Genomic DNA, 20,568 nt, shown 5'->3' with positions numbered 1-20,568 from the left:
TGTCCTAAGGGATACGCGGCGCTCTATTTTCCGACATTCTTAGCGTTTCAGCTTGAGACCGACGCCGGCTCGCCATTGCTGCGAGTCGCTGCCTTCCTTGCGCGTCGTCAACTCGTAGCCGAGCGTGCTGGTCAGATCGAGATAGCGGTTGATGTTCCAGGTCAGGCCGGTCGCGGCGGTATAGACGAGCTCGTCGTTGATGGTGCTGTCCGTGGGATAATCGCGCCATATCACCCCGCCGATCATCGTCCCGACCAGGTTGTCGCGCAGCTGGTGGGTGACCGTCGTCGTCAGCGCGTGTGAGACGTAGCCGCTTTCGCCTGCCGTGGTCGAGGGTTGGATGCTCGTCTGCAGGTCGAGATTGACATCGGTGCCGCGGATCGGCGACCAGAGCAGGCTCGCATCGAGCGTGGCGGTATCGATCGAGGACAGGCGGCTGTCTTCGAAATCTGCCATCTCGTAGCCGACGCCGACTTCACCCTTCAGCTTTTCACCGAGATCGACCTCGACGCCTGCCTTGGCGCCATAGCTATGGCCGGAGCGCTCGTAACCGGCGGAGTCGCGGGTTTCGTCATAGACCGAACGGCCGATCGTCGCCTCGATGAAGGGGATGAGCGCGGGAGACAGTTCGTAGCCGACGCGGCCGCGCAGCGTGCCCGTCGTCTGGTTACGGTCGCTGAGGGCGACGGTGGTGCCGTTGGCAAGTTTGGCATCCGAATAGATCGAGCGGGTCAGTGCCAGTGCCGTCGTGCCGCGCAGGATGCCGAAATCGCGTTGGACGGAGGCGCCGGCCGAAAATTCCTGCACGTCCGACTGTTGCGCGGCGTCGGCGATGGCGTCGGGATCGTCCGTATCCTCACGGTAGAAATTATAACCGGCGGTCAGGTGCGCGGTCGTATCGTCGGGAAGATCCAGCCTGAGATCGCCGTTGACTTTAAAGGAAGGCTGCTCCTCGCCCTCGCCGCTGATATTCCTCTGCCAGGCGCCTTCCGAGGTGACGGTCAGTTGGTGCCGGCCCCAGTCGGAAGTCAGTGTCGCTGCCGCATCCGTTTCGAGAAAGGCGCGCCGTTGCCTGGTATTGCCGTCCTTGGTGGTCTCCGTATTGATGCTCTGGGTGACGCTCGGGCGGAGCACGAAAGTGCCGATCGGAATTCCTGGCGTTTCCTCCGTCGAGGCGCTCTCGGCAGCCCTGCGGCGCGGCAGCGTCTCATCGCTCGGCGCCTCGCGGGTGTTCAGCCGGCGTATGTCCTCGTCGAGGATGGAGCCGGTAATGTCGTCGCCGGCTTGTGTATCCGGTATGGCCGGCCGCTGCTGGGCATCGTCCGCGTTCGCGGTCGCGCCGTTTGCCGCAGGAGTGGCGTTATCGCTGGTCTCGTCATCGAAACCGGCGGCGGATGCGGCATTGTTAGTGGCGCGGTTATCCTGGGAGGCAGCGGAGCGACCGGTTGCCGGCTGCGACGAGGCGGACTGCGCGAAGGCTGCTGTCTGGCTGAGAAGCAGGCCACCCAGCACGGCAAAGGAGACGGCACGGCTCATGGCGCGGAGCGGCGTCACACTGCTCGTCTGTTTTGGCTGGCCCATGCAATTCGCGCCTGACATGCTTTCGGTTCTTACCCAAAGGTAAAGCCTTGTGGTTAACCATTCGTTGCCGGCGGCGGGCGCTGTTCACAATTCGGAAAGAGTGCGGGTCGGAAAGACTGCGGGTCGGAAAGAGTGCGGGGTGGACTTGGAAAGTGAAAAGGTCTAACGCAACTTCATGAACAGAAGAGCGATCAACCTCGTTGAAAACAGCGTGCTCGAATCGGCAAAACGCACGATAGAGACCGAAAGACGCGGTCTTGAAGCGCTCGAACAGGCTTTTGACAATGGCTTGGCCGGTCCTTTCACACGGGCGGTCGAAGTGATCAGCGACATCTCCGGGCGCGTCATCGTCACCGGCGTCGGCAAGAGCGGGCATATCGGCGCCAAGCTCGCGGCGACATTCGCTTCGACCGGAACGCCTGCCTTTTTCGTGCATGCGGCGGAGGCCAATCACGGCGATCTCGGCATGATCGCGCGCGACGACGTCGTGCTGGCGATTTCCAAAGGTGGCGAAAGCGCCGAGCTCAAGAGCATCATTTCCTTCACGCGGCGCTTCTCCATTCCGCTGATCGCGATCACCTGCAGCGAAGGCTCCTCGCTCGCCGCCGCCGCCGATATCGTCCTTCTGATGCCGAATGAACAGGAGGCCTGCCCCAATGGGCTGGCGCCGACGACCTCGACGCTGATGCAGCTTGCCATCGGCGACGCGCTGGCGGTGGCGCTCCTGGAGGCGCGCGGCTTTACCGCCACGGATTTCCACGTCTTCCATCCGGGCGGCAAGCTGGGCGCGAGCCTGATGCATGTCGCCGATGTCATGCATACCGGCGAGCGGCTGCCGCTCGTTGCCAAGGGTACACCGATGCCGGAGGCGATCACGGTGCTGTCGCGCAAGCACTTCGGCTGCGTCGGCGTGCTTGATGAGGATGGGCGGCTCTGCGGCATCGTCACCGAAGGCGACATGGCGCGCAACCTGACGCGCAATCTTGCCGAGCTTACCGTCGACGACATCATGACGCGGACGCCGAAGACGGTGAAGCCGACGGTGCTGGCGACCGCGGCCCTGGCGCTGCTCAACCAGCATCATATCGGCGCGCTGATCGTCATCGACGACGACCGCCGGCCGGTCGGGCTGGTGCATTTCCACGACCTGCTGCGGATCGGCGTCGCCTGATCAGGTTCGTTTGTTCAGAGTTATTTGATCAGACCGGCTCGACCGTCAGGTCGCGGCCGTTGCTCGAAACCACTTTCACCTGTGTTCCGACGGGCAGGTCGGGTCCCATCACCTGCCATAGCGTATCGTCGAGACGGATGCGGCCGCGGCCTTCGCGGATCGGTTCGTGCAGTGTTGCGGTGCGGCCGACGAGGCTGGCGCCGCGCTGATTGAGAAAGGGCTCGTCGGTCGTGGCATTGCGCAGTGTCAGCCGGCGGCCGGCGAAGGTCGCGGCAACGGCGAAAAGCGCAAAAAGGATTGCCTGCAACTCCCAGACCCAGAAGGCGCTGTCCCAGAAAAGCAGCGACAGCGCGCCGACGATCAAGGCGGCAAGGCCAATCCAAACCAGGAAGAAGCCGGGAACGATCATTTCCGCGGCGAGCAGCACGAGGCCCGCGACCCACCAGCTCCACGGACCGAGTTCGGCGACGATCTTCGCCAGCATGGCTTAACGCTCCTGCTCGGGATTGAAGGGATTGGGGGTCGATGGATTGATCGGCGGTGTCGAGCGCGCCGGTGCGGGACGTGGACGCGGCGGCACAGGCAGCGGCGTTGACGGGCCGTTACCGGCATCGCCGAAGACTTCGCGGGCAATGGCGCCGATACCACCGAGCGAGCTCAGGATGGAAGAGGCTTCCATTGGCATCATCACGATCTTGGAATTGGGCGCCGAACCGATCGAGGTGAGCGCCTCGGTATATTTCTGAGCGACGAAATAGTTGATCGCCTGAATATCGCCGGCGGCGATCGCTTCCGAAACCATCTTCGTCGCCTTGGCTTCGGCCTCGGCCAGGCGTTCGCGGGCTTCGGCGTTGCGGAAGGCAGCCTCGCGCTGGCCTTCGGCCTGCAGGATGGCGGATTGCTTTGCGCCTTCGGCCCTCAGAATCTGCGCATTGCGCGAGCCTTCGGCCTCCAGTACCTGGGCGCGCTTCTCGCGCTCGGCCTTCATCTGGCGGGCCATCGCATCGACGAGGTCGCGCGGCGGCTGAATGTCCTTGATCTCGACGCGGGTGACCTTGATGCCCCAGGGATGCACGGCTTCGTCGACGACGCGCAACAGCCGGTCGTTGATCGCATCGCGGTTGGAGAGCAGTTCGTCGAGATCCATCGAACCCATGACCGAGCGGATGTTGGTCATGGTGAGATTGAGGATGGCGTTTTCGAGGTTGGAGACCTGATAGGCAGCCTGGGCGGCGTTCAGCACCTGATAGAAGGAGACCGCATCGGCCGAAACCGAGGCATTATCCTTGGTGATCACCTCCTGGGTCGGCACGTTCAGCACCTGCTCCATCACATTCAACTTGGCGCCGACGCGCTCGATGAAGGGGGTGATGAGGTTGAGGCCTGGCTCCAGCGTGCGGGTATAACGCCCGAAGCGCTCGATCGTATAGCGGTAGCCCTGCGGCACGGTCTTGATCCCGGCAAAGAGCACCAGGATGACGAAGATGACCAGCACGATCACGACGATGTCGAAGCCGCCGAACAGCATGAAAAATTCCTCCTATCGGCGCATTCGCGCCCACCTACACCACTGATGTGGTGAGTTAGCATGTTCTTTGCGAGGAGGAAATGACGCACGCCTGCCGCACCTTCCAAGCGAAAGGAGGGTAAGGTCCGTCGGGTCGTCGCCGACTATCCGTGCGGCGTAATTTTCTGAAGATGGTTTCCTAGATCCAGCCCTGCAATTCGCGGCGGACGACCTTTTCCAGCACCTTCATGCCGTCCTCGCCATCGTTGAGGCAGGGGATATGCGCGAACTTCTCGCCGCCGTTTTCGTGGAAGGAGTGGGCGGCCTGTTCGGCGATCTCCTCCAGCGTCTCCAGACAGTCGGAGACGAAGCCGGGATTGATGACGGCGATGCGTTTGACGCCGTCCTTGGCGAGCTTCTCCACCGTCTTGTCGGTGTAAGGCTGCAGCCATTCCTCCGGCCCGAAGCGGGACTGGAAGGTCACCATGAAGTTTTCTTTGGTGAGCCCGAGCCGCTCGCGCAGCAGCCGGCCGGTCTTCTGGCATTGACAGTAGTAGGGATCGCCCTGCTTGAAATAGGACATCGGTATGCCGTGGAAGGAGGCGAGCAGCATCTCGGGCTTCCAGTCGAGGGTCGAAAGATGCCTCTCGACGGATGTGGCGAGCGCTTCGATATAAGTCTCGTCGTCATGATAGGCGGGAACGGTGCGTAGCGCCGGCTGCCAGCGCATCGAGAGCAGCTTCTGGAAGGCCTTGTCGTTGACGGTGGCGGTCGTCGCCGCCGCATATTGCGGATAGAGCGGGAAGAGCACAATCCGGTCGCAGCCTTCTTCTTTCAGCGCGTCGATGCGCGAGGCGATCGACGGCGTGCCGTAGCGCATCGCCCAGTCTACCTTGACGTTATCAAGATCCTTCAGGCGCTCGGCTATCAGTTCCGACTGGTTGCGGGTGTAGGTGCGCAGATAACTTTCGTTCTTCTCCTTGTTCCAGATCAGCTCATAGGCCTTACCGACCTTCTGCGGGCGGGTGTTGAGCACGATGCCGAACAGGATCGGATACCACTTCCAGGGCGACCATTCGATGACGCGGCGATCGGTCAGGAATTCCCTGAGATAGCGGCGCATCGAGGTATAATCAGTGCCGTCAGGCGTGCCGAGATTGACCAGCAGCACACCGACCTTACCAAATTTGACGGCCGGATGATCGGCCGGGCGGAGTGAAATATCTGCTGTCATTCTGGCCCCAACGTTCATTTGTCCCGTCGGCTCATACGCAGCCTGGAGATCGTGGTTCACCCTATAGAAAGAAAAGCCGGCCCGGGAAACCCCGGACCGGCCAGTGGCATCGAGACAAATCGTCTTACTTGGCGGGGACTTCGATCTCCTTGCCGACCGTCAAGTGCCGCGGGTTCGGCTTGCCATTGGCATCCGAAAGCTTCCGCCACAGCGTGCCGTCGCCATAGAAGGTCACGGCGAGATCCCAGAAGGTGTCGCCCGCGGCGATGACGTGGGTGGAAGGCGTCGTCGCGGCAGGTGTGGAGGCTGCCGGTGCGGGTGCCGGTTCCGCAGTGGGTGCAGGAGCCGGTGCTGTTGGGGCCGGGGCAGCAGGTGCGGGAGCCGGCTCGGTGGATGGAGCAGGAGCAGCCGGTGCAGGGCTGGGTTCGGTAGATGGGGTCGGAGCAGCAGGTGCGGCAGGCGCCGACTCGGAAGCGGAGGGTGCAGGCGCTGCCTGCGCCAGTTCCGTGACGCGGCCATCCGTGTAGGGCTTGTAGGGTGAATGCGCGGCGACGTATTCGGCCGTCACGTCGGCAAGATCCGGGCCGAAATCATAGGCGTTCTGGCCTTCCTTGAAGATCGTATAGCCGTCGCCGCCGCCCCGCATGAAGTTGTTGGTGGCGACCTTGTAGGTCTTAGCCGGGTCGATCGGAGCGAAATTGTCGCCGTCCTTCACCTGAACGTCGCTGACACGGCTGTCGACGGGCTTCGACTGGTCGAAGGAGAACTTCAGGCCGGCGACCTGCGGGAAGCGGCCGGCGCCCTGGTCGATCTGGCTGACGCCGTTTTCGAGCGCCTTGACGACGTTTGCGCCGGTCAGCTCAAACGTAGCGAGCGTGTTCTGGAAAGGCAGGACGGTGATGACCTCGCCCTGGGTGATCTCGCCGCCGTCGATCGACGCACGCAGGCCGCCGCCGTTCTGAACGGCAATGGTGACGCCCTGGTTTTTAGTGCGATCGAGCATGGCGTCTGCCACCAGATTGCCCATCGAGCATTCCTTGACGCGGCAGACCTTGCGGTCGCCTTCGATCGGGCTTTCGGAAGAGCCGATCACCTTTTTGCGCAGGTCCTCGATCGGTTTTGCCAGTTCGGCGATACGGGTGAGGACGGCCGGATCGGGGGTGAAGGTGGAATCGATCACGATCGGATCGCCCTTGGCATCCTTGACGACGCCGCTATCGTCGAAATTGACGACGAGATCGCCGAGATACTTGCTGTAGGAGGCAGCCTGGACGACCGGCACCTTGTAGCCGCCGGGATTGTCGACCATCGTCGGATACGGACCTTCAGCCTTGGGGTCGGTATTGGAGAGCAGGCTGTGGGAGTGGCCTCCGACGACGACATCGACATCGGGGATCTTGGCGATCAGGGCGAGATCGCGGGGATAACCGACATGGGTCAGCGCGATGATCTTGTTGACGCCCTGACCCTTCAGATCCTGAACGGCTGAAGTAATGCTCTGGACGTCATCTGCGATCGTGACGTTCGGGCCGGGGGAGGAAAGCTCTGCCGTATCATTGGTGACGGCGCCGACGATGCCGATCTTCTGGCCGCCGACATCGAGCACCAGCGAGGGCTTGATGCGGTCGCCGAGCTTGGAGGCTGCGGTCGCCTTGACGTTCGCCGTCACGACAGGGAACTGCACCTTGTCAAGGAAGGTCGCGAGCCCGTCTTCGCTGTCGTCGAATTCATGGTTGCCGACGGTCATGGCGTCGAACTTCATCAGGTTCAGGAATTCGGCTTCGGCTGCCCCCTTGTAGGTCGTGTAGAAGAGCGAGCCCTGGAAATTGTCGCCGGCATTGAGGAGGAGGACGTTCTTGCCGGATAGCGCCTGACGGCGCTGGTCGATCGCGGTCTTCAGGCGGGCCGCACCACCGAAGCATTCCTTCTTGCCTTCCTCCTCGGCCGAGCAGGTGGAGTCGAATTTGTTGATCGATTCGATGCGCGAATGGAAATCGTTGATATGAAGAATATTGAGTTCGTAATCCGCAAAGGCGGCGCCCGCGCTCAGCGCTAGCATGGACGCGGTCAAAAGACCGAAGCTGAAAGACTTCGTCATCCCTGTTCTCCTGATTGAGGCGAAAGATCCCCCTGATCCTCGCCGATCCCTTTTATCGTGCGCCGGGGCGGTTTCCCGGCCTGCGGATGTTCCATCAGACGATGCACGACCGCAAGAGAAAGCTGGGCCAGGCGAGGCGCTTTCCAAGGGGGCAGGGGAAAAAAGCCGAGTTCCTATCCCAGGCATTCGCCGTCGGCGGCGTTTCGATAAAGTTCGTGCACGGCCTCGGCAATATTCGGAACCGTGGCGAGCGCGATGATCAAGCAGAGAACGGAAACGAGGCGATGAAAGCGCCGGCCGGCCCGATAGGCAAGGAGCGCGCCTGCGCCATAGATCAGGACGGCAGGCACGGCGAAGATCAGCACCTGCAGCGGCCCGTCGCAATCGGGAGCGGCGATGCCCTGGGCACGATAGACATTGGCCGGCGAAACGACCGCAAGTGCCGCAAGCGGCATGGCGAGCAGCAGGACGAGATAAGAGGCGAGGGCCCGCATGGTGTGCTTAGTCTAGCCTATCGCCGCATCTTTCAGCCGCGGCGGGAAAGCGTGAACTGTGCGCCGGAATCGGAGGTGCAATTGAGCTGGCTCGGGTTGACGAGGGCGCAATTGACCTTGGACTGGGTCTTGCGCACCAGCGAGGTCATGTTGATCTCGACCAGGGTCGGTGAGGTATTGATATAGGTGCCCGAGGCAAGAAGCTGGTTGCTATCGGTGGTGCGGGTGGTGAAGCTACCGCCCTGGAAGGTGGAAACGATGCCGTTCGGATCGCTCCAGTTGCCTTCGACGCCAGTGGCGGCGGGCGCGGTTGCAACCGGCAAGCGACGCGGCTCTGATGAAACGCAGGCGGCAAGAGCGGCCGCTGCACCGACAAGAACGAGACCAGTTCTGATTTTCATAAGGCTACTCCCGGCGAATCGGCGCGGCGGACAGCCGCCAAGTTCGGGCAAAACATGGCGCGCGCCCGGCGTGAAGGCAAGCCTTGGTGGGGCGGCGAGCGGCATTTAGACAGCCGGCGTTACAAAAATGCCCGCCTTGCGGCGGGCATTGTCAAAGCCGTGCAGACAATCTCAGCGAACGAGAATGTTCCTGAACTGCCACGGATCCTTGGTGTCGATATCCTCGGGGAAGAGGCCCGGGCGGCCGTCCAGCGGAGTCCAATCGGTATAGTGGCCCTCGACCGGGCCGAGATAGGGCATCTGCACTTCGAGGCAGCGCTTGTAATCGATCTCGTCGGCTTCGACGATGCCGGCATTCGGGTTTTCCAGCGCCCAGACCATGCCGGCGAGAACGGCGGAGGTCACCTGCAGGCCGGTGGCGTTCTGATAGGGCGCGATGCTGCGGGTTTCTTCCAGCGACAGGCGCGAGCCATACCAGTAGGCATTCCTCTCGTGGCCGTAGAGCAGGACGCCGAGTTCGTCGATGCCATCTTCTAATTCGTCCTCGTCGAGAACGTGATGGACCGGCTGCGGCGTACCGCCATTGCCGAACATCTCGTGCAGCGAGAGCACGGCGTCGTTGGCCGGATGGTAGGCATAGTGGCAGGTCGGGCGGAAGGTCACTTCGCCGTCCTTGTCGCGGACCGTGAAAAAGTCGGCGATCGAGATCGACTCGTTGTGGGTGACGAGGAAGCCATATTGCGGGCCGGGCGTCGGGCACCAGGTGCGCACGCGGGTGTTGGCGCCCGGCTGCTCCAGGTAGATCGCCGCCTTGTTGCCCTTCTTGTGCTTCTTGGCGTTTTTCGGCATCCACTCTTCATGCGTGCCCCAGCCGAGTTCAGCCGGCTGCAGGCCTTCAGAGATGAAGCCTTCGACAGACCAGGTGTTCCAGAAGACGTTGAGCGGCTTCGGATGCTTGGTGCGCTGGGTGTCGCGCTCGGCGATGTGAATGCCCTTGACGCCGACCTTCTTCATCAGCTTTGCCCAGCCTTCGCGATCATGCTGGTCCGGCTCCTCGAACTTGAGGCCGATGTCGTTGGCGAGGTTGACGAGCGCCTGCTTGACGAACCAGGAGACCATGCCCGGATTGGCGCCGCAGGTGGAGACGGCGGTGGCGCCGCCCGGGTTCTTCGCCTTTTCCTTGCGCATGGTTTCGCGCAGCGCATAGTTGGTGCGGTCGGCATTGCTCATGCCCTTGTCGAAATAGAAGCCGAGCCAGGGCTCGACGACGGTGTCGACATAGGGAACGTCGAGTTTACGGCAGAGCTTGATGATGTCGAGCGAGGAGGTGTCGACCGAGAGGTTGACGCAGAAACCCTGACCTTCGCCTTCCGTCAGCAGCGGCTTCAGCAGTTCCTTGTAATTGTCCTTGGTGACATATTCCTTGATATGGCGAACGCCGTGCTTCTTCAGGATCTCCATGTCGGAGGGCTCTTCACGAGGGTCGATGACGACCATCCGGCTCTTGTCGAATTTGAAATGGCGCTCGATCAGGGGCAGGGTGCCGCGGCCGATGGAGCCAAAGCCGATCATTACGATCGGACCGGTAATTTCGGCATATACCGGATAATTCTGTTCCGTCATTCTTTTCTCCTGTGGAAGGCGACGAAGGCGTTCAGCCCGAAGAATTGTTTTGAAATTGCCGCAGAGAGTGCGAGGTGACCGGCTCTAACCATAAAACGACGTCACAATAAAGAGCATTGACGGGGAAAGGCCAAATATCGAGCGGCGATAGGGCCGGCGAGGCTGCCCTGGGATCGGCAGCCCGCATCGATTGGCTTAACCAATGACGGTGCCCTGGTGGAAGAGCATGCGCCAGTGCCCCTCCTCTTCCAGCCGCCAGATGGAACTGCGCAGCGTCCGCCTTTTGCTTCCGTCGGTGTCTGTGTAAATGGCGCGGTAGGTGACGAGCGCGATGTGCTCCGCAAGTCTTTGGGTTTCGAAATGCTCGCCGCGGGACGTTCCCGTCCGTTGCTCGGCCAAAAGACTGGGCACAATGACGTCGAAGGTATAGAGCCGTCCGGAACTGCCGATTTCACGGAAATCGCGCGAGAGCAGCGTAGTCAGCATCTCCCGCGAGGCGCGAACCGATGGCTCGAAGAGTTTTTCCTCGAGCTCTTTCAGATGGGCGGCGAGATCATTCATGATCGGCTCCTGTCAATTCAGCGCTTCAGGGTTTCCAGCCCTTCGACCGCGGTCGTTACGGCAAGCTCGGTGATGTCGTATTCGGCGACGCCGTGGATGGTGAAGGGATCGGCGGCGACATAGGTCTCGATCGCAGCGCGATCGCCGATTGCGAGGATCACGCCGCCGGTGCGCGGCACCTTGCGGCCGGAAGCGAGGAACCAGCCCTTGGCAAACCCTCCTTCACCCAGGCCATGTGCGGTTCCATGTGCCTGTCGGCTTCATCGTTGGGTTTCACATAGGTGAGCGAGAGAATGAACATGGTCAGCTCCTGATGAGGTTTGCGCGGATCAGGCCGCGCAGCGAATTGCCGATATAGAGCGTGCCGGCATTGAGATCGGCAGGCGTGATGCGGCCGACGCGGGCCTTGCGGTTGCAGATCAATTCGGTGCGCAGCACACCGGCGAGCAGGCCGCAGGAGATCGGCGGAGTGCGCAGAACGCCGGTTCCGTCGTCCAGGAAGATCGAGGTGATGGTGCCATCGCAGACTTCATTGCGTTCATTCAAAAGGATGACTTCATCGGCCTCATCAGGCCTATATTCGGCCCGTGCGGCCTCGTAGACGGCACGGCGCGTGGTCTTGACGCGCAGCAGCCTGTCGGCGGAATTCAGACGGGTTTCGGCGAGGCGGACGGTCCAGGTGGTATCGGGCGCCAGGGGCACGAAAGCGGCGCTCGTCACCTCGATGCGGCCTTGCGCGTCGAAGGTCAGGCGGACGCGCAGCGGACCGGCAGCACCCGCAACGGCTTCGTCGAGCCTTGCTACCGCCTCGACCGGTTGCGGGAAGCCAAGGCGACGGGCGGAGCGGGAAAGCCGGGCGAGATGCAGACGCAGTCGGATGAAACCCTCGCCGGGCTGCCAGCGCAGCGTCTCGATCAACGAAAAATCGATCATCGCGCAATCCATTGGTCGCCGACAGCGAAGCGGGCTTTGAGCAGGCATTCCTCATATTCGGCCTCGGCGGTCGAATCGAAGACGATGCCGCCGCCGACATTGAAGACGGCCCTGCCGCCCTGAAAAAGCGTGATCGTGCGGATGGCGACGGAAAAACGCATGGCGCCGGTGGGTGAGATCATGCCGATCGCGCCGCAATAGGCGTCGCGCGGGACATCCTCGAGCGCATGGAGGATTTCCATTGCCCGCATCTTTGGCGCGCCGGTGATCGAACCACAGGGGAAGAGCGCGGAGAAGATGTCGCAGATCGAAAGATCGGGACGGAGCCTTGCCTGGACATGGCTCACCATCTGGTGGACGGTCGGATAGGTCTCGATGTCGAAGAGCTTCGGGACGTCGAGTGTGCCGACCTCGGTGATGCGGGAGATATCGTTGCGCAGGAGATCGACGATCATACGGTTTTCCGCTTGCGTCTTGATATCGCTGCGCATGGCCTCGATGATTTCGGCATCCTCGGCGGCAGTGGTGCCGCGTTTTGCCGTGCCCTTCATCGGATGGGTCTCGATCCAGCCCTCTTCATCGGTGCGGAAGAAAAGTTCGGGCGACCGCGAAAGGATGACCGGGCCGCCGAGATCGACCAGCGCGCCGTATTTGACCGGCTGGCGTTCGATCAGCGACCAAAAGGCGGCACGAGGGTCGCCGTTCCAGTGAGCCTCGACCGGCATGGTGAGGTTCGCCTGATAGGCGTCGCCGAGCCGCAGGTGCTGGTGGAGGCGGTCGAAGCGCTCTTTATATATAGGGAAATCCCAGGCAGCTTTCGGGGCGGTGAGGAATTCCTCGTTTTCGAGGCGCTGTTTTGGCTGGGCAAGCGGATGCGTATCGGCCTGCGGAGCGTCGAAGACGCCGAAACAGATGAGCGGGGTCTCGCGATGTTCCCCGGCGAAGGGAGCAAGTTTTTCCTCGAAGAGGTATCCGGCCTCATAGGCCATGTAACCGGCAAGCCATTTGCCTGCGGCCTTGGCCTCTTCCATCCGGGCAAGGCCTGCAAAGAACTCGGCGCGCGTCCTGGCAACGATGATCTCAGCCGGCTCTGCGAAAAGCATCACCTGTCCGGTCGCGTCGTCGCGGAAGAGAATATAGGGGTCAGACATGGTCGCGCCGCATCTTGCCTGGTTATCCGATGCTTGCGCCGGTTTTGTTCTCTGCGGTGCCGGGTGATGCGAAACTCGTGTTCTCGCGGCGGCAAGCCGAGACCTCGGCAATATCCGCCCTCATTCCTGTGCTTGTCAGAGGAATCCAGCCACGGCGCGTACGCGCCGTGAATAACTCATTTCCGACCGATAAACAGTCCCCGGCGCCCAAGGACTTGGGCGCGCTGGACTCCTGTGACAAGCACAGGAATGAGGGAGAGGGGGCTGCCGTCATGGTTCCTCATGGACGTTGCAGAATGCGGTTGGTAGATCAAACGTTACAATGCCGATCATGCCCCCCGCTTGTTTCAAGTCTTGGCCGGGGCGTCAGCCCCTATCCAACGCTTCCAACTCATCGATCAGCCCTTCGATCATCGACAGGCCCTGGCTCCAGAACGACGGATCGGTGGCGTCGAGGCCAAAAGGCTTCAGCAGTTCCGAGTGATGCTTGGTGCCGCCGGCCCTCAGCAGTTCGAAATACTTCTCCTGAAAGCCCTTCTCGGCTTTCTGGTAGACGGCATAGAGCGAATTTACCAGGCAATCGCCAAAGGCATAGGCGTAGACATAGAAGGGCGAGTGGATGAAATGGGGGATATAGGCCCAATAGGTCTCGTACCCTTCAGAAATGCTGATCGCCGGCCCGAGGCTTTCCGACTGGACGGAGAGCCAGAGTTCGCCGATGTCGTCAGCTGTGAGTTCGCCAGCTTTACGAGCGGTGTGGAGCTTGCGCTCGAATTCGTAGAAGGCGATCTGGCGCACGACCGTGTTGATCATATCCTCGACCTTCTGGGCGAGCATCGCCTTGCGCTCGCGCGTATCGGTGGTCTTTTGCAGAAGCGCGCGGAAGGTCAGCATCTCGCCGAAGACGGAAGCGGTTTCGGCAAGCGTCAGCGGCGTCTGGCACATCAGCGCTCCCTGCGCGCCGGCGAGAACCTGATGCACGCCGTGCCCGAGTTCATGGGCAAGCGTCATTACATCGCGCGGCTTGCCCATATAATTGACGAGCACATAGGGATGGGCCGAGGGAACCGTCGGATGCGCGAAGGCGCCGGGCGCCTTGCCGGCACGAACCGGAGCATCGATCCACTGTTCGTCGAAGAACCGCCTGGCGATATCAGCCATCTCGGGGGAAAAATTGCCATAGGCCGATAGCACGGTGTCCTTCGCCTCCGGCCACGAGATGATGGCGCTGGAGGTTTCCGGAAGCGGCGCGTTGCGGTCCCAGAAATTCATCTGCTCCATGCCAAGCCATTTCGCCTTCATCTTGTAATAGCGATGCGAAAGGCGGGGATAGGCTTCGCGGACGGCTGCGGCCAGCGCATCGACGACCTCGCGCTCGACGCGGTTTGCCAGGTGTCGGCTGTCGGCGATGTCCTCGAAGCCGCGCCAGCGGTCGGCGATCTCCTTATCCTTGGCAAGCGTGTTGGTGATCAGCGTAAAGGTGCGGATACTCGCCTTGAAGGTTTCGGCGAGCGCCATGGCTGCCTTGCGGCGCACTTCCGGATCCTTTTCCTGCAGCTTGTTCAGCGCCACTTCGAGCGGCACTTTCTCGCCATCGATCTCGTAGCGAAGTTCCGCCATGGTTTCGTCGAAGAGGCGGTTGAAGGCTGCGGCTGATGTCATCGACTTCTCAAGGAAGAGCTGTTCCAGCCTATCGTCGAGCTGGTAGGGCTTGTCCTTCCTGAGGTCGAGCAGCCAAGGGCGATAATGTCCGGCGGCGGGATCATTCGCCATGCAGGCGTCGATCACCGCGTCGTCGATGCGGTTGAGTTCCAGCGCGAAGAACAGGAGATGACCGGAAAATTCGGTGATCTTGGCCTGTACGTCGCCGTAGAGCTTGCCGTTTGTCGGGTTGGTGGTATCGGAGAAATAAGTGAGGCCGGCAAAGGAGCCGAGGCGGCCGATGATGTCGTCCAGCGCCTCATATTCCTTCAGGGCCGCGCCGATGCCCTCGGCGCCGGTCTTCGCCGTCGCCTCCGTGAGTGTGCCCTTCCACTTTTCTTCAAAGGCGATCGCGGCCTTGCCGGCTTTTTCCATGTCGGCGACGAAGGCGGTGGAGGTGGCGGAGGGATAAAGATCCTGCAGCTTCCAGACCGGCAGAACGCCGAGCGCCGGATCGGCGGCCCCAGCTGGCGCTGCTGCCGATAGAAGAAGGCCGGCGTGCGGGAGCTTGATTTTCATGGGCGCATTCCTCTCCACATTCATAACAGACTGCTTGTCTAAGCGCGCTAAGGCCCGGCATCAAGGGGCTTTCGGCGCATGAAAGGCCTCGCTTCGGCACGAAATCGACCCGTTGCAATCGTTAAAATGCAATTATTTCTCAAAACTGGATGTTCAAGCCTTGCTGTCAGAGTGCGCTTTATGGTTTCGCATGAAGTGAGGCGACAATGACCGGTTACAATGAGCTCAAGGGAGCAGGGCAAATCCTCGTGGTCGAGGACGACCCCGTGCAGCGCCGCCTGCTCAAGAACGCAATCGAGCGTCACGGCCATGTCGTGCACCAGGCGGAAAATGGCCGTATCGGCCTGGAAATGGTCAAACGCGACAGCGGCCTTTTCAACGTCATCGTGCTCGACCTGATGATGCCGGAGATGACCGGCCTCGAATTCCTCGATGCGCTTCACGAATTCGGCACGCAGATCCCTGTCATCGTGCAGACGGGGCAGGGCGGCATCGAAACGGTGGTGCAGGCCATGCGCGCCGGCGCCTTCGATTTCGTCGTCAAGCCGGTCTCGCCCGAACGCATCGCCACTTCGATCTCGAACGCGATGAAGCTCGACCAGCGCGAAGTCAAGGCGCGCGCCGGACGCCGGTCGCGCTCAGGTTCGGTTGGCTTCGACGATATCGTCTCGGCAAGCCCGGCGATGCTCCGCGTCATCGATCTCGCCCAGCGGGCGGCTCAGTCCAACATTCCCGTCGTGCTCGAAGGCGAATCCGGCGTCGGCAAGGAGCTGGTGGCGCGCGCCATCCAATCGGGCGGCGACCGCTCGAACAAGCCCTTCGTCACCGTCAATTGCGGGGCGATCCCGCATAATCTGGTCGAGAGCATTCTCTTCGGTCACGAGAAGGGCGCGTTTACCGGCGCGACCGAGCGCCACATCGGCAAATTCATGGAAGCCGACGGCGGCACCATCTTCCTTGACGAGATCGGCGACCTGCCGCTCGAAGTGCAGGTGAAACTCTTGCGCGCCGTCCAGCAGGGCGAGATTGAGACCGTCGGTGCGCGCACCGCGCACAAGGTCAATGTCCGGCTGATCTCGGCGACCAACAAGGATCTGATCGAGGAGGTCAAGAACGGCCATTTCCGCGAGGATCTCTACTATCGCCTCAACGTCTTCCCGATCACCATTCCGGCGTTGCGCAAACGCAAGGAAGATATTCCGCATCTGGTGCGCGTCTTTGCCGACCGCTTCTCCAGCGATCAGAAGAACGGCCGCCGCATGACGGTGAATGCCGGCACGCTGGCTTTGCTGACCGCCTATGACTGGCCGGGCAATATCCGCCAGCTCGAAAACGCGATCTTCCGCGCAGTCGTCCTGGCCGAAGGGCCGGAGCTGACCGAGGCTGATTTCCCGCAGATCGCCGCCCAGCTTCCGGAATATGACGTGGTGGATCACCTGGCCCTCGTTGCCGACAATACCGGCCTCGATCCCGACAACGGCTATGGCGAGGACTTCAGGGCGTCGATGTCGGGGGAGGTACACCACCACCGCCTGTCCGAGGCCTCGGAAAACGCGATTGCCAGCGTCAATCCTGCCGGAGACGTGCGCAAACTTGCCGATGTCGAGGAGGAACTCATCCGATTCGCACTCAAATTCTATCGCGGGCAGATGAGTCAAGTAGCGCGCAAGCTCGGTATCGGCCGATCCACACTTTATCGCAAGCTCAAGGACTACGGCATAGACCCTGACAATCCCCAGAAAGATGCGGCTTAAGCGCTTTTCATTAAGATTAAGGCAACCACGTTTTGTTACTAGTCATAAACCACTTGTTAGTGGCGCGTTCACTATGTAAAGAAAAGGTTGATCATGTGTGGCATTTTTGCCATCGTGTGACCGCATTTGACAGTCATCTGAGACAGTACGGGACATTGTCTGTCTGACGGGGATCGAGTTGCCGAATCTGAATGGGAATTCCAAGCCTTCGCGCTTGAGCTGGCGTTTGTTGTGCGCCGACATTTGCGGAAAGGCAATAAGGACGGTAGCGGCCGCCCTTCTTGCGCTCGCGGTTTCCTCACCGGTATTCGTTGGTACGCCTTCGCAGGCAGCGGGCGACACCCGCAGCCTCAAGCTCTATTTCATTCATACCGGCGAAAAAGCCGTCATCACCTATAAGCGTAACGGCAAGTTCGACCCCAAGGGTCTAGAGCAGCTGAACCGCTTCCTGCGCGACTGGCGCAAGAACCAGCCGACGAAGATGGACCCGCGCCTGTTCGACCTGATCTGGGAAGTCTATCGCCAGAGCGGTTCGAGGGACTACATCAACGTTGTCTGCGGTTTCCGTTCGCCAGGAACCAACGAGCTGCTGCGCGGCCGCTCGCGCAATTCCGGCGTCGCCGAAAAGAGCCAGCATATGCTTGGCAAGGCGATGGACTTCTTCATTCCCGACGTTAAGCTGGCGACGTTGCGCGGCATCGGCATGAAGATGCAGGTCGGCGGCGTCGGCTTCTATCCGAAATCGGGCTCGCCCTTCGTGCATATGGATGTCGGTGGCGTTCGCGCCTGGCCGCGCATGAGCCGCGACGAGCTTGTCCGGCTCTTCCCGAACGGTAATACCATCCATATTCCGGCCGATGGCAAGCCGCTACCGGGCTACCAGCAGGCGATGGCCGACTATAAGCGCCGCGCCAGCGGCACGCAGATCCAGATCGCCAGCGCTTCCGAATCGGCGCCAAAGCACAAGACGTTGTTTGCCGCGCTCTTTGGCGGCGGAGCGGACGAGCAAGAAGACGAGTCGGATGATTCCACCCCTGTTGCCGTCGCCAAGGCGACGCCGCCGAAGGCCGAGCCTGCTCCCGCCGAGCCGCAACAGACCGAAGTCGCCGATCTGAACGCGCCGGTGCCGCAGGTTCGCCCCGCATTCAGCAACCAGCCGGCGGCCAGCGAAGTGGCGAGTGCACTCGTCGCGCCGCCTTCGGGTAATGCCGCACAGCAGGCTCTTGCGGCGGCCCTTCCGGCCGATCAGGCCCAGCCGCAGCAGTTCGCCGATCTCAGCGCCTACAGCATTCCGGTTCCCTCGCTTCTCGGCCAGCGCCGCGCGCCTGGCGACGCCGAGGTTGCAGCGACCGATCCCGTGCTGACGGGTGCGAATGGACTGCCGGTTCCGACGCCGATCGAACGCCCTTCCGTTGCCGAGAACCTTCTTGCCGCGGCCGATGCCGATCCGGAAGCAGAGGCCGACGAAGCCGATCAGGACGCGCTGTCTCCTGCCGTTGCCGATGCGCTCGACCAGCAGCGGAACGAGGGGGAAAGCCAGATCGCGTCGAAGGCTCCGCCGCAGACGGTCGAGCAGGCGATCAACGCCGCGATGACGCAAAAGGCGCCTGCCGCAACAAAGCCGCCGCTCGAACTCGCGGCATTGGCGCCGATGACCAAATCGGCAAGCTTTGGCGACGGCTTCGACGAACCGGCTGTCGAAAGCGCCGTGGCGCAGGGGCTTCCCGCCAAGGGTGGTCGCCCGACGCATAAGGAAGCCGCGGCAGCGGATGCCAGCCGCACGACGGTGCGCACCGAGCCGAAGCTGACGGAAAAGATGATCTCGCAGTGGGCGCTCACCAATGCGCGCCTCGAAATGGCCTCCAAGCTGGTCAAGGCGCCGCGGTTCGTCAGCCAGACGATGCGCGCCCAGCCGACCGCCGTCTATGCCGAGGGCTTCAACGTCAAAACCGCTTCGGTCGACCCGGCCCGCTTCAGCGGCACGGCTGTGAACTTCATGGAAGTGCGCAAGTTCAACACGAACTGAGCCTGCCAATCGAGGAAATGTCGAAAACCGCGGGAGGGAGCGATCCGGCGGTTTTTCTTTTTTATTTCGATCCGGCAAGCTGGCTGTTTAGGCAGTTGTTTTCACCGCAAAAGAAAAGCCGCCGGGAGGCCGGCGGCTTGTCGACATCGGTAATGCCGGAAGGATCAGCCTTCCGGCGGCGACTCGATCATGCCGAGCGCGAGCAGGTAGGTGTCGAGGATTGCTTCCTCTTCCATGCGCTCCTGCTCGTCCTTCTTGCGCAGCGCCACGACCTTCTTCAGGATCTTGGTATCGAAGCCCATTCCCTTGGCTTCGCCATAGACGTCCTTGATGTCGTCGGCGATGGTCTTCTTTTCTTCTTCCAGCCGTTCAATGCGCTCGATGAAAGCGCGAAGCTGATCGCGGGCGACGCCATGAGCATCAGACATCGTGTTCTCCTGGTTTTTTGGTGATCAATTTTGGATGCCAGTGACTGCCGCGAAGCGGCGTCACGGTCAAGCCTGTTCGGGGCCAGCCAAGCTATTTGTGTGGGTTGTTCAGTTCAAAAGCAGCCTTTTGCACAGGCGAGGCTTCGTTCTGGTGAAGATTCTTCCAATCCTCATAGGACATGCCATAGACCATTTCGCGCGATTCGTCCCTGGTAACCGGGACACCTTCGGCCTCTGCGGCTTCGCGATACCAGTTCGACAGGCAGTTGCGGCAGAACCCGGCCAGATTCATCAGATCGATGTTCTGAACGTCGCTGCGTTCGCGAAGATGTGCGACGAGGCGGCGGAAGGCGGCAGCTTCGAATTCGGTCTGTTGTTCCTTGCTGAGCGCGGTCATCTTGCTTCCTTTCTTTCAATAGGGGCCGGTGCGTGACAGATGAACGTCGTATCCGTGCAAGGCGGGATCGGCATTCATCGCCGCAAAGATCGGCGCCAGGCGTTCGGCCCATGCTGATATGCCGGTCTCGTCTCCGATCAGGTCTTGGCGCACCTCGAGCAGCGCATGCGGAATGCCTTTGATCATGCAATGGCGGTACATGGTATCGCCCTTCAGTGCGCCGTCATAGGGTTCGTTGTCGCCGACGGCGAGATCGGGGTCGGCGCGCAGCATGTCGAGCAGCGGGCCGACGGCGCGATGGTCGCTGTCCCAGAGCACGGCGGCGTGCCAGGGACGGGGAATGCCTTTCCAGGCCGGCGTGAAGGAATGCAGCGACAGCACCAGCGGCGCTCTGCCGGTGGCATTCGCCACGCTGTCGATCGTTGCGGCCACAGCGTCGTGATAGGGGCGATGGAAGGTTTCGATGCGGTAGTCCCATTCCTGCGGCGTGATCGGATGATTGCCTGATATGACGGCGCCGTCGGAGATCTTCATGATCAGCGTCGGATCGTCTTCGCCGCGATTCGGATCGATCAGCAGACGCGAAAAGCTGCCGAGCACGGCTGGAACGCCGAGTTTCGCCGAAAGCTGTCGCGTCAGGCCCTCGATGCCGATGTCATAGGCGATGTGGCGGTCGAAGGCCGCGTCGGGCAGTCCGAGCCGGCCATATCGCGCGGGAAGGCGGTTCATCGCGTGATCTGCGAGGATCACCATGCCTTTGTCATGTTTGCCGGATAGGATTTCGAAGGATTGGAAGTCGTCCATCAGGGAATTGCCGTTTGTCATTGCGCCGTTGGGCGCAGTGATCGCATGCACCTGCGGCAGGTTCAAGCGCGGCAGGGTGGGGAGAGGTTGAGTCGGACCCTCGACGGTGGTTATGAAAGGAAATATAATCGATTAGCATTGCGTTGACTTTCGCTTGACGGCGGCGCAAGAAGACACGGATACGA

Annotated in this window: 18 protein-coding genes and 1 pseudogene; 3 read left to right on the top strand and 16 right to left on the bottom strand. The window is 61.4% G+C overall.

The features are described from left to right. Positions 1–39: 39 nt before the first annotated feature. Positions 40–1,581 (bottom strand): outer membrane beta-barrel protein, encoded by a 1,542-nt coding sequence (locus AC2444_RS18240; protein WP_012758944.1) that lies wholly within the window; start codon positions 1,579–1,581, stop codon positions 40–42. Between the two features lie 175 nt (positions 1,582–1,756). Between AC2444_RS18240 and AC2444_RS18235 the strand changes: the two genes are divergently transcribed. Beyond that, positions 1,757–2,752 carry a KpsF/GutQ family sugar-phosphate isomerase gene (locus AC2444_RS18235; protein WP_012758943.1) on the top strand — a complete coding sequence of 332 codons (996 nt, stop codon included), beginning with the start codon at positions 1,757–1,759 and terminating at the stop codon, positions 2,750–2,752. A gap of 28 nt (positions 2,753–2,780) precedes the next feature. On the opposite strand, the gene AC2444_RS18230 is transcribed toward AC2444_RS18235, so the two are convergent. The 12 genes and pseudogenes from AC2444_RS18230 to AC2444_RS18175 form a co-directional block, all read right to left on the bottom strand. Then, positions 2,781–3,236, bottom strand: a complete 456-nt coding sequence (locus tag AC2444_RS18230; protein ID WP_012758942.1) for an NfeD family protein — start codon at positions 3,234–3,236, stop codon at positions 2,781–2,783. Positions 3,237–3,239: 3 nt separating this feature from the next. Next, the gene (locus AC2444_RS18225) at positions 3,240–4,280 is read right to left on the bottom strand and encodes an SPFH domain-containing protein (RefSeq protein ID WP_012758941.1); all 1,041 of its coding nucleotides are present in this window, start codon (positions 4,278–4,280) and stop codon (positions 3,240–3,242) included. A gap of 178 nt (positions 4,281–4,458) precedes the next feature. Next, positions 4,459–5,493, bottom strand: coding sequence for a ferrochelatase (gene hemH / locus AC2444_RS18220; RefSeq protein ID WP_041935574.1), 1,035 nt, complete (start codon positions 5,491–5,493; stop codon positions 4,459–4,461). 124 nt (positions 5,494–5,617) lie between these two features. After that, entirely contained in the window at positions 5,618–7,591 is a 1,974-nt protein-coding gene (locus tag AC2444_RS18215; RefSeq protein WP_012758939.1) for a bifunctional metallophosphatase/5'-nucleotidase, read from the bottom strand. Between the two features lie 173 nt (positions 7,592–7,764). After that, entirely contained in the window at positions 7,765–8,085 is a 321-nt protein-coding gene (locus AC2444_RS18210; RefSeq protein ID WP_012758938.1) for a hypothetical protein, read from the bottom strand. 32 nt (positions 8,086–8,117) lie between these two features. Next, on the bottom strand, positions 8,118–8,486 hold the full coding sequence (omp10, locus tag AC2444_RS18205) for an outer membrane lipoprotein Omp10 (RefSeq protein ID WP_012758937.1): 369 nt from the start codon (positions 8,484–8,486) through the stop codon (positions 8,118–8,120). A 171-nt stretch (positions 8,487–8,657) separates the two neighbouring features. Beyond that, entirely contained in the window at positions 8,658–10,109 is a 1,452-nt protein-coding gene (locus tag AC2444_RS18200) for a homospermidine synthase (RefSeq protein WP_012758936.1), read from the bottom strand. 195 nt (positions 10,110–10,304) lie between these two features. Beyond that, positions 10,305–10,670 carry a nuclear transport factor 2 family protein gene (locus tag AC2444_RS18195; RefSeq protein ID WP_012758935.1) on the bottom strand — a complete coding sequence of 122 codons (366 nt, stop codon included), beginning with the start codon at positions 10,668–10,670 and terminating at the stop codon, positions 10,305–10,307. 17 nt (positions 10,671–10,687) lie between these two features. Then, positions 10,688–10,971, bottom strand: a pseudogene (locus tag AC2444_RS18190) (YciI family protein). 2 nt (positions 10,972–10,973) lie between these two features. Beyond that, positions 10,974–11,603 (bottom strand): aminotransferase class IV family protein, encoded by a 630-nt coding sequence (locus AC2444_RS18185; RefSeq protein WP_012758934.1) that lies wholly within the window; start codon positions 11,601–11,603, stop codon positions 10,974–10,976. Continuing rightward, on the bottom strand, positions 11,600–12,754 hold the full coding sequence (locus AC2444_RS18180; RefSeq protein ID WP_012758933.1) for an aminodeoxychorismate synthase component I: 1,155 nt from the start codon (positions 12,752–12,754) through the stop codon (positions 11,600–11,602). Before AC2444_RS18180 ends, AC2444_RS18185 begins: the two co-directional genes overlap by 4 nt. 366 nt (positions 12,755–13,120) lie before the next feature. Next, a complete protein-coding gene (locus tag AC2444_RS18175; RefSeq protein ID WP_128449218.1) occupies positions 13,121–14,974 on the bottom strand; it encodes a M3 family oligoendopeptidase in 1,854 nt (617 codons plus the stop codon). A 206-nt stretch (positions 14,975–15,180) separates the two neighbouring features. Here AC2444_RS18175 and AC2444_RS18170 point away from each other — a divergent pair, with 206 nt between their 5' ends. Continuing rightward, entirely contained in the window at positions 15,181–16,728 is a 1,548-nt protein-coding gene (locus AC2444_RS18170; protein WP_128449220.1) for a sigma-54-dependent transcriptional regulator, read from the top strand. Between the two features lie 178 nt (positions 16,729–16,906). Continuing rightward, positions 16,907–18,754, top strand: coding sequence for a peptidoglycan L,D-endopeptidase MepK (locus AC2444_RS18165; protein ID WP_041935573.1), 1,848 nt, complete (start codon positions 16,907–16,909; stop codon positions 18,752–18,754). A 164-nt stretch (positions 18,755–18,918) separates the two neighbouring features. On the opposite strand, the gene AC2444_RS18160 is transcribed toward AC2444_RS18165, so the two are convergent. The 3 genes from AC2444_RS18160 to AC2444_RS18150 all read right to left on the bottom strand — a co-directional run bounded on the left by AC2444_RS18160 (position 18,919) and on the right by AC2444_RS18150 (position 20,383). Continuing rightward, on the bottom strand, positions 18,919–19,182 hold the full coding sequence (locus tag AC2444_RS18160) for a DUF2312 domain-containing protein (RefSeq protein WP_003542853.1): 264 nt from the start codon (positions 19,180–19,182) through the stop codon (positions 18,919–18,921). 91 nt (positions 19,183–19,273) lie between these two features. Next, positions 19,274–19,579, bottom strand: a complete 306-nt coding sequence (locus AC2444_RS18155) for a DUF1244 domain-containing protein (RefSeq protein WP_003542852.1) — start codon at positions 19,577–19,579, stop codon at positions 19,274–19,276. A gap of 15 nt (positions 19,580–19,594) precedes the next feature. Next, the gene (locus tag AC2444_RS18150) at positions 19,595–20,383 is read right to left on the bottom strand and encodes an N-formylglutamate amidohydrolase (RefSeq protein WP_128449223.1); all 789 of its coding nucleotides are present in this window, start codon (positions 20,381–20,383) and stop codon (positions 19,595–19,597) included. Positions 20,384–20,568 lie beyond the last annotated feature (185 nt).

It is taken from the genome of Rhizobium sp. WSM1328 (genome assembly GCF_057653715.1).
Note: the sequence above shows the minus strand (reverse complement) of the source record. Positions and strands in the feature narration are given on the sequence as shown.

Bases quoted from the DNA above. Each gene is read 5' to 3' on its own strand.
- AC2444_RS18155 (WP_003542852.1), bottom strand. From the start codon at position 19,579: ATGACCGCGCTCAGCAAGGAACAACAGACCGAATTCGAAGCTGCCGCC.
- AC2444_RS18230 (WP_012758942.1), bottom strand. From the start codon at position 3,236: ATGCTGGCGAAGATCGTCGCCGAACTCGGTCCGTGGAGCTGGTGGGTC.
- AC2444_RS18235 (WP_012758943.1), top strand. From the start codon at position 1,757: ATGAACAGAAGAGCGATCAACCTCGTTGAAAACAGCGTGCTCGAATCG.
- AC2444_RS18160 (WP_003542853.1), bottom strand. From the start codon at position 19,182: ATGTCTGATGCTCATGGCGTCGCCCGCGATCAGCTTCGCGCTTTCATC.
- AC2444_RS18150 (WP_128449223.1), bottom strand. From the start codon at position 20,383: ATGGACGACTTCCAATCCTTCGAAATCCTATCCGGCAAACATGACAAA.
- AC2444_RS18175 (WP_128449218.1), bottom strand. From the start codon at position 14,974: ATGAAAATCAAGCTCCCGCACGCCGGCCTTCTTCTATCGGCAGCAGCG.
- AC2444_RS18225 (WP_012758941.1), bottom strand. From the start codon at position 4,280: ATGCTGTTCGGCGGCTTCGACATCGTCGTGATCGTGCTGGTCATCTTC.
- AC2444_RS18170 (WP_128449220.1), top strand. From the start codon at position 15,181: ATGACCGGTTACAATGAGCTCAAGGGAGCAGGGCAAATCCTCGTGGTC.
- AC2444_RS18180 (WP_012758933.1), bottom strand. From the start codon at position 12,754: ATGTCTGACCCCTATATTCTCTTCCGCGACGACGCGACCGGACAGGTG.
- AC2444_RS18240 (WP_012758944.1), bottom strand. From the start codon at position 1,581: ATGGGCCAGCCAAAACAGACGAGCAGTGTGACGCCGCTCCGCGCCATG.
- hemH (WP_041935574.1), bottom strand. From the start codon at position 5,493: ATGACAGCAGATATTTCACTCCGCCCGGCCGATCATCCGGCCGTCAAA.
- omp10 (WP_012758937.1), bottom strand. From the start codon at position 8,486: ATGAAAATCAGAACTGGTCTCGTTCTTGTCGGTGCAGCGGCCGCTCTT.
- AC2444_RS18195 (WP_012758935.1), bottom strand. From the start codon at position 10,670: ATGAATGATCTCGCCGCCCATCTGAAAGAGCTCGAGGAAAAACTCTTC.
- AC2444_RS18215 (WP_012758939.1), bottom strand. From the start codon at position 7,591: ATGACGAAGTCTTTCAGCTTCGGTCTTTTGACCGCGTCCATGCTAGCG.
- AC2444_RS18210 (WP_012758938.1), bottom strand. From the start codon at position 8,085: ATGCGGGCCCTCGCCTCTTATCTCGTCCTGCTGCTCGCCATGCCGCTT.
- AC2444_RS18185 (WP_012758934.1), bottom strand. From the start codon at position 11,603: ATGATCGATTTTTCGTTGATCGAGACGCTGCGCTGGCAGCCCGGCGAG.
- AC2444_RS18200 (WP_012758936.1), bottom strand. From the start codon at position 10,109: ATGACGGAACAGAATTATCCGGTATATGCCGAAATTACCGGTCCGATC.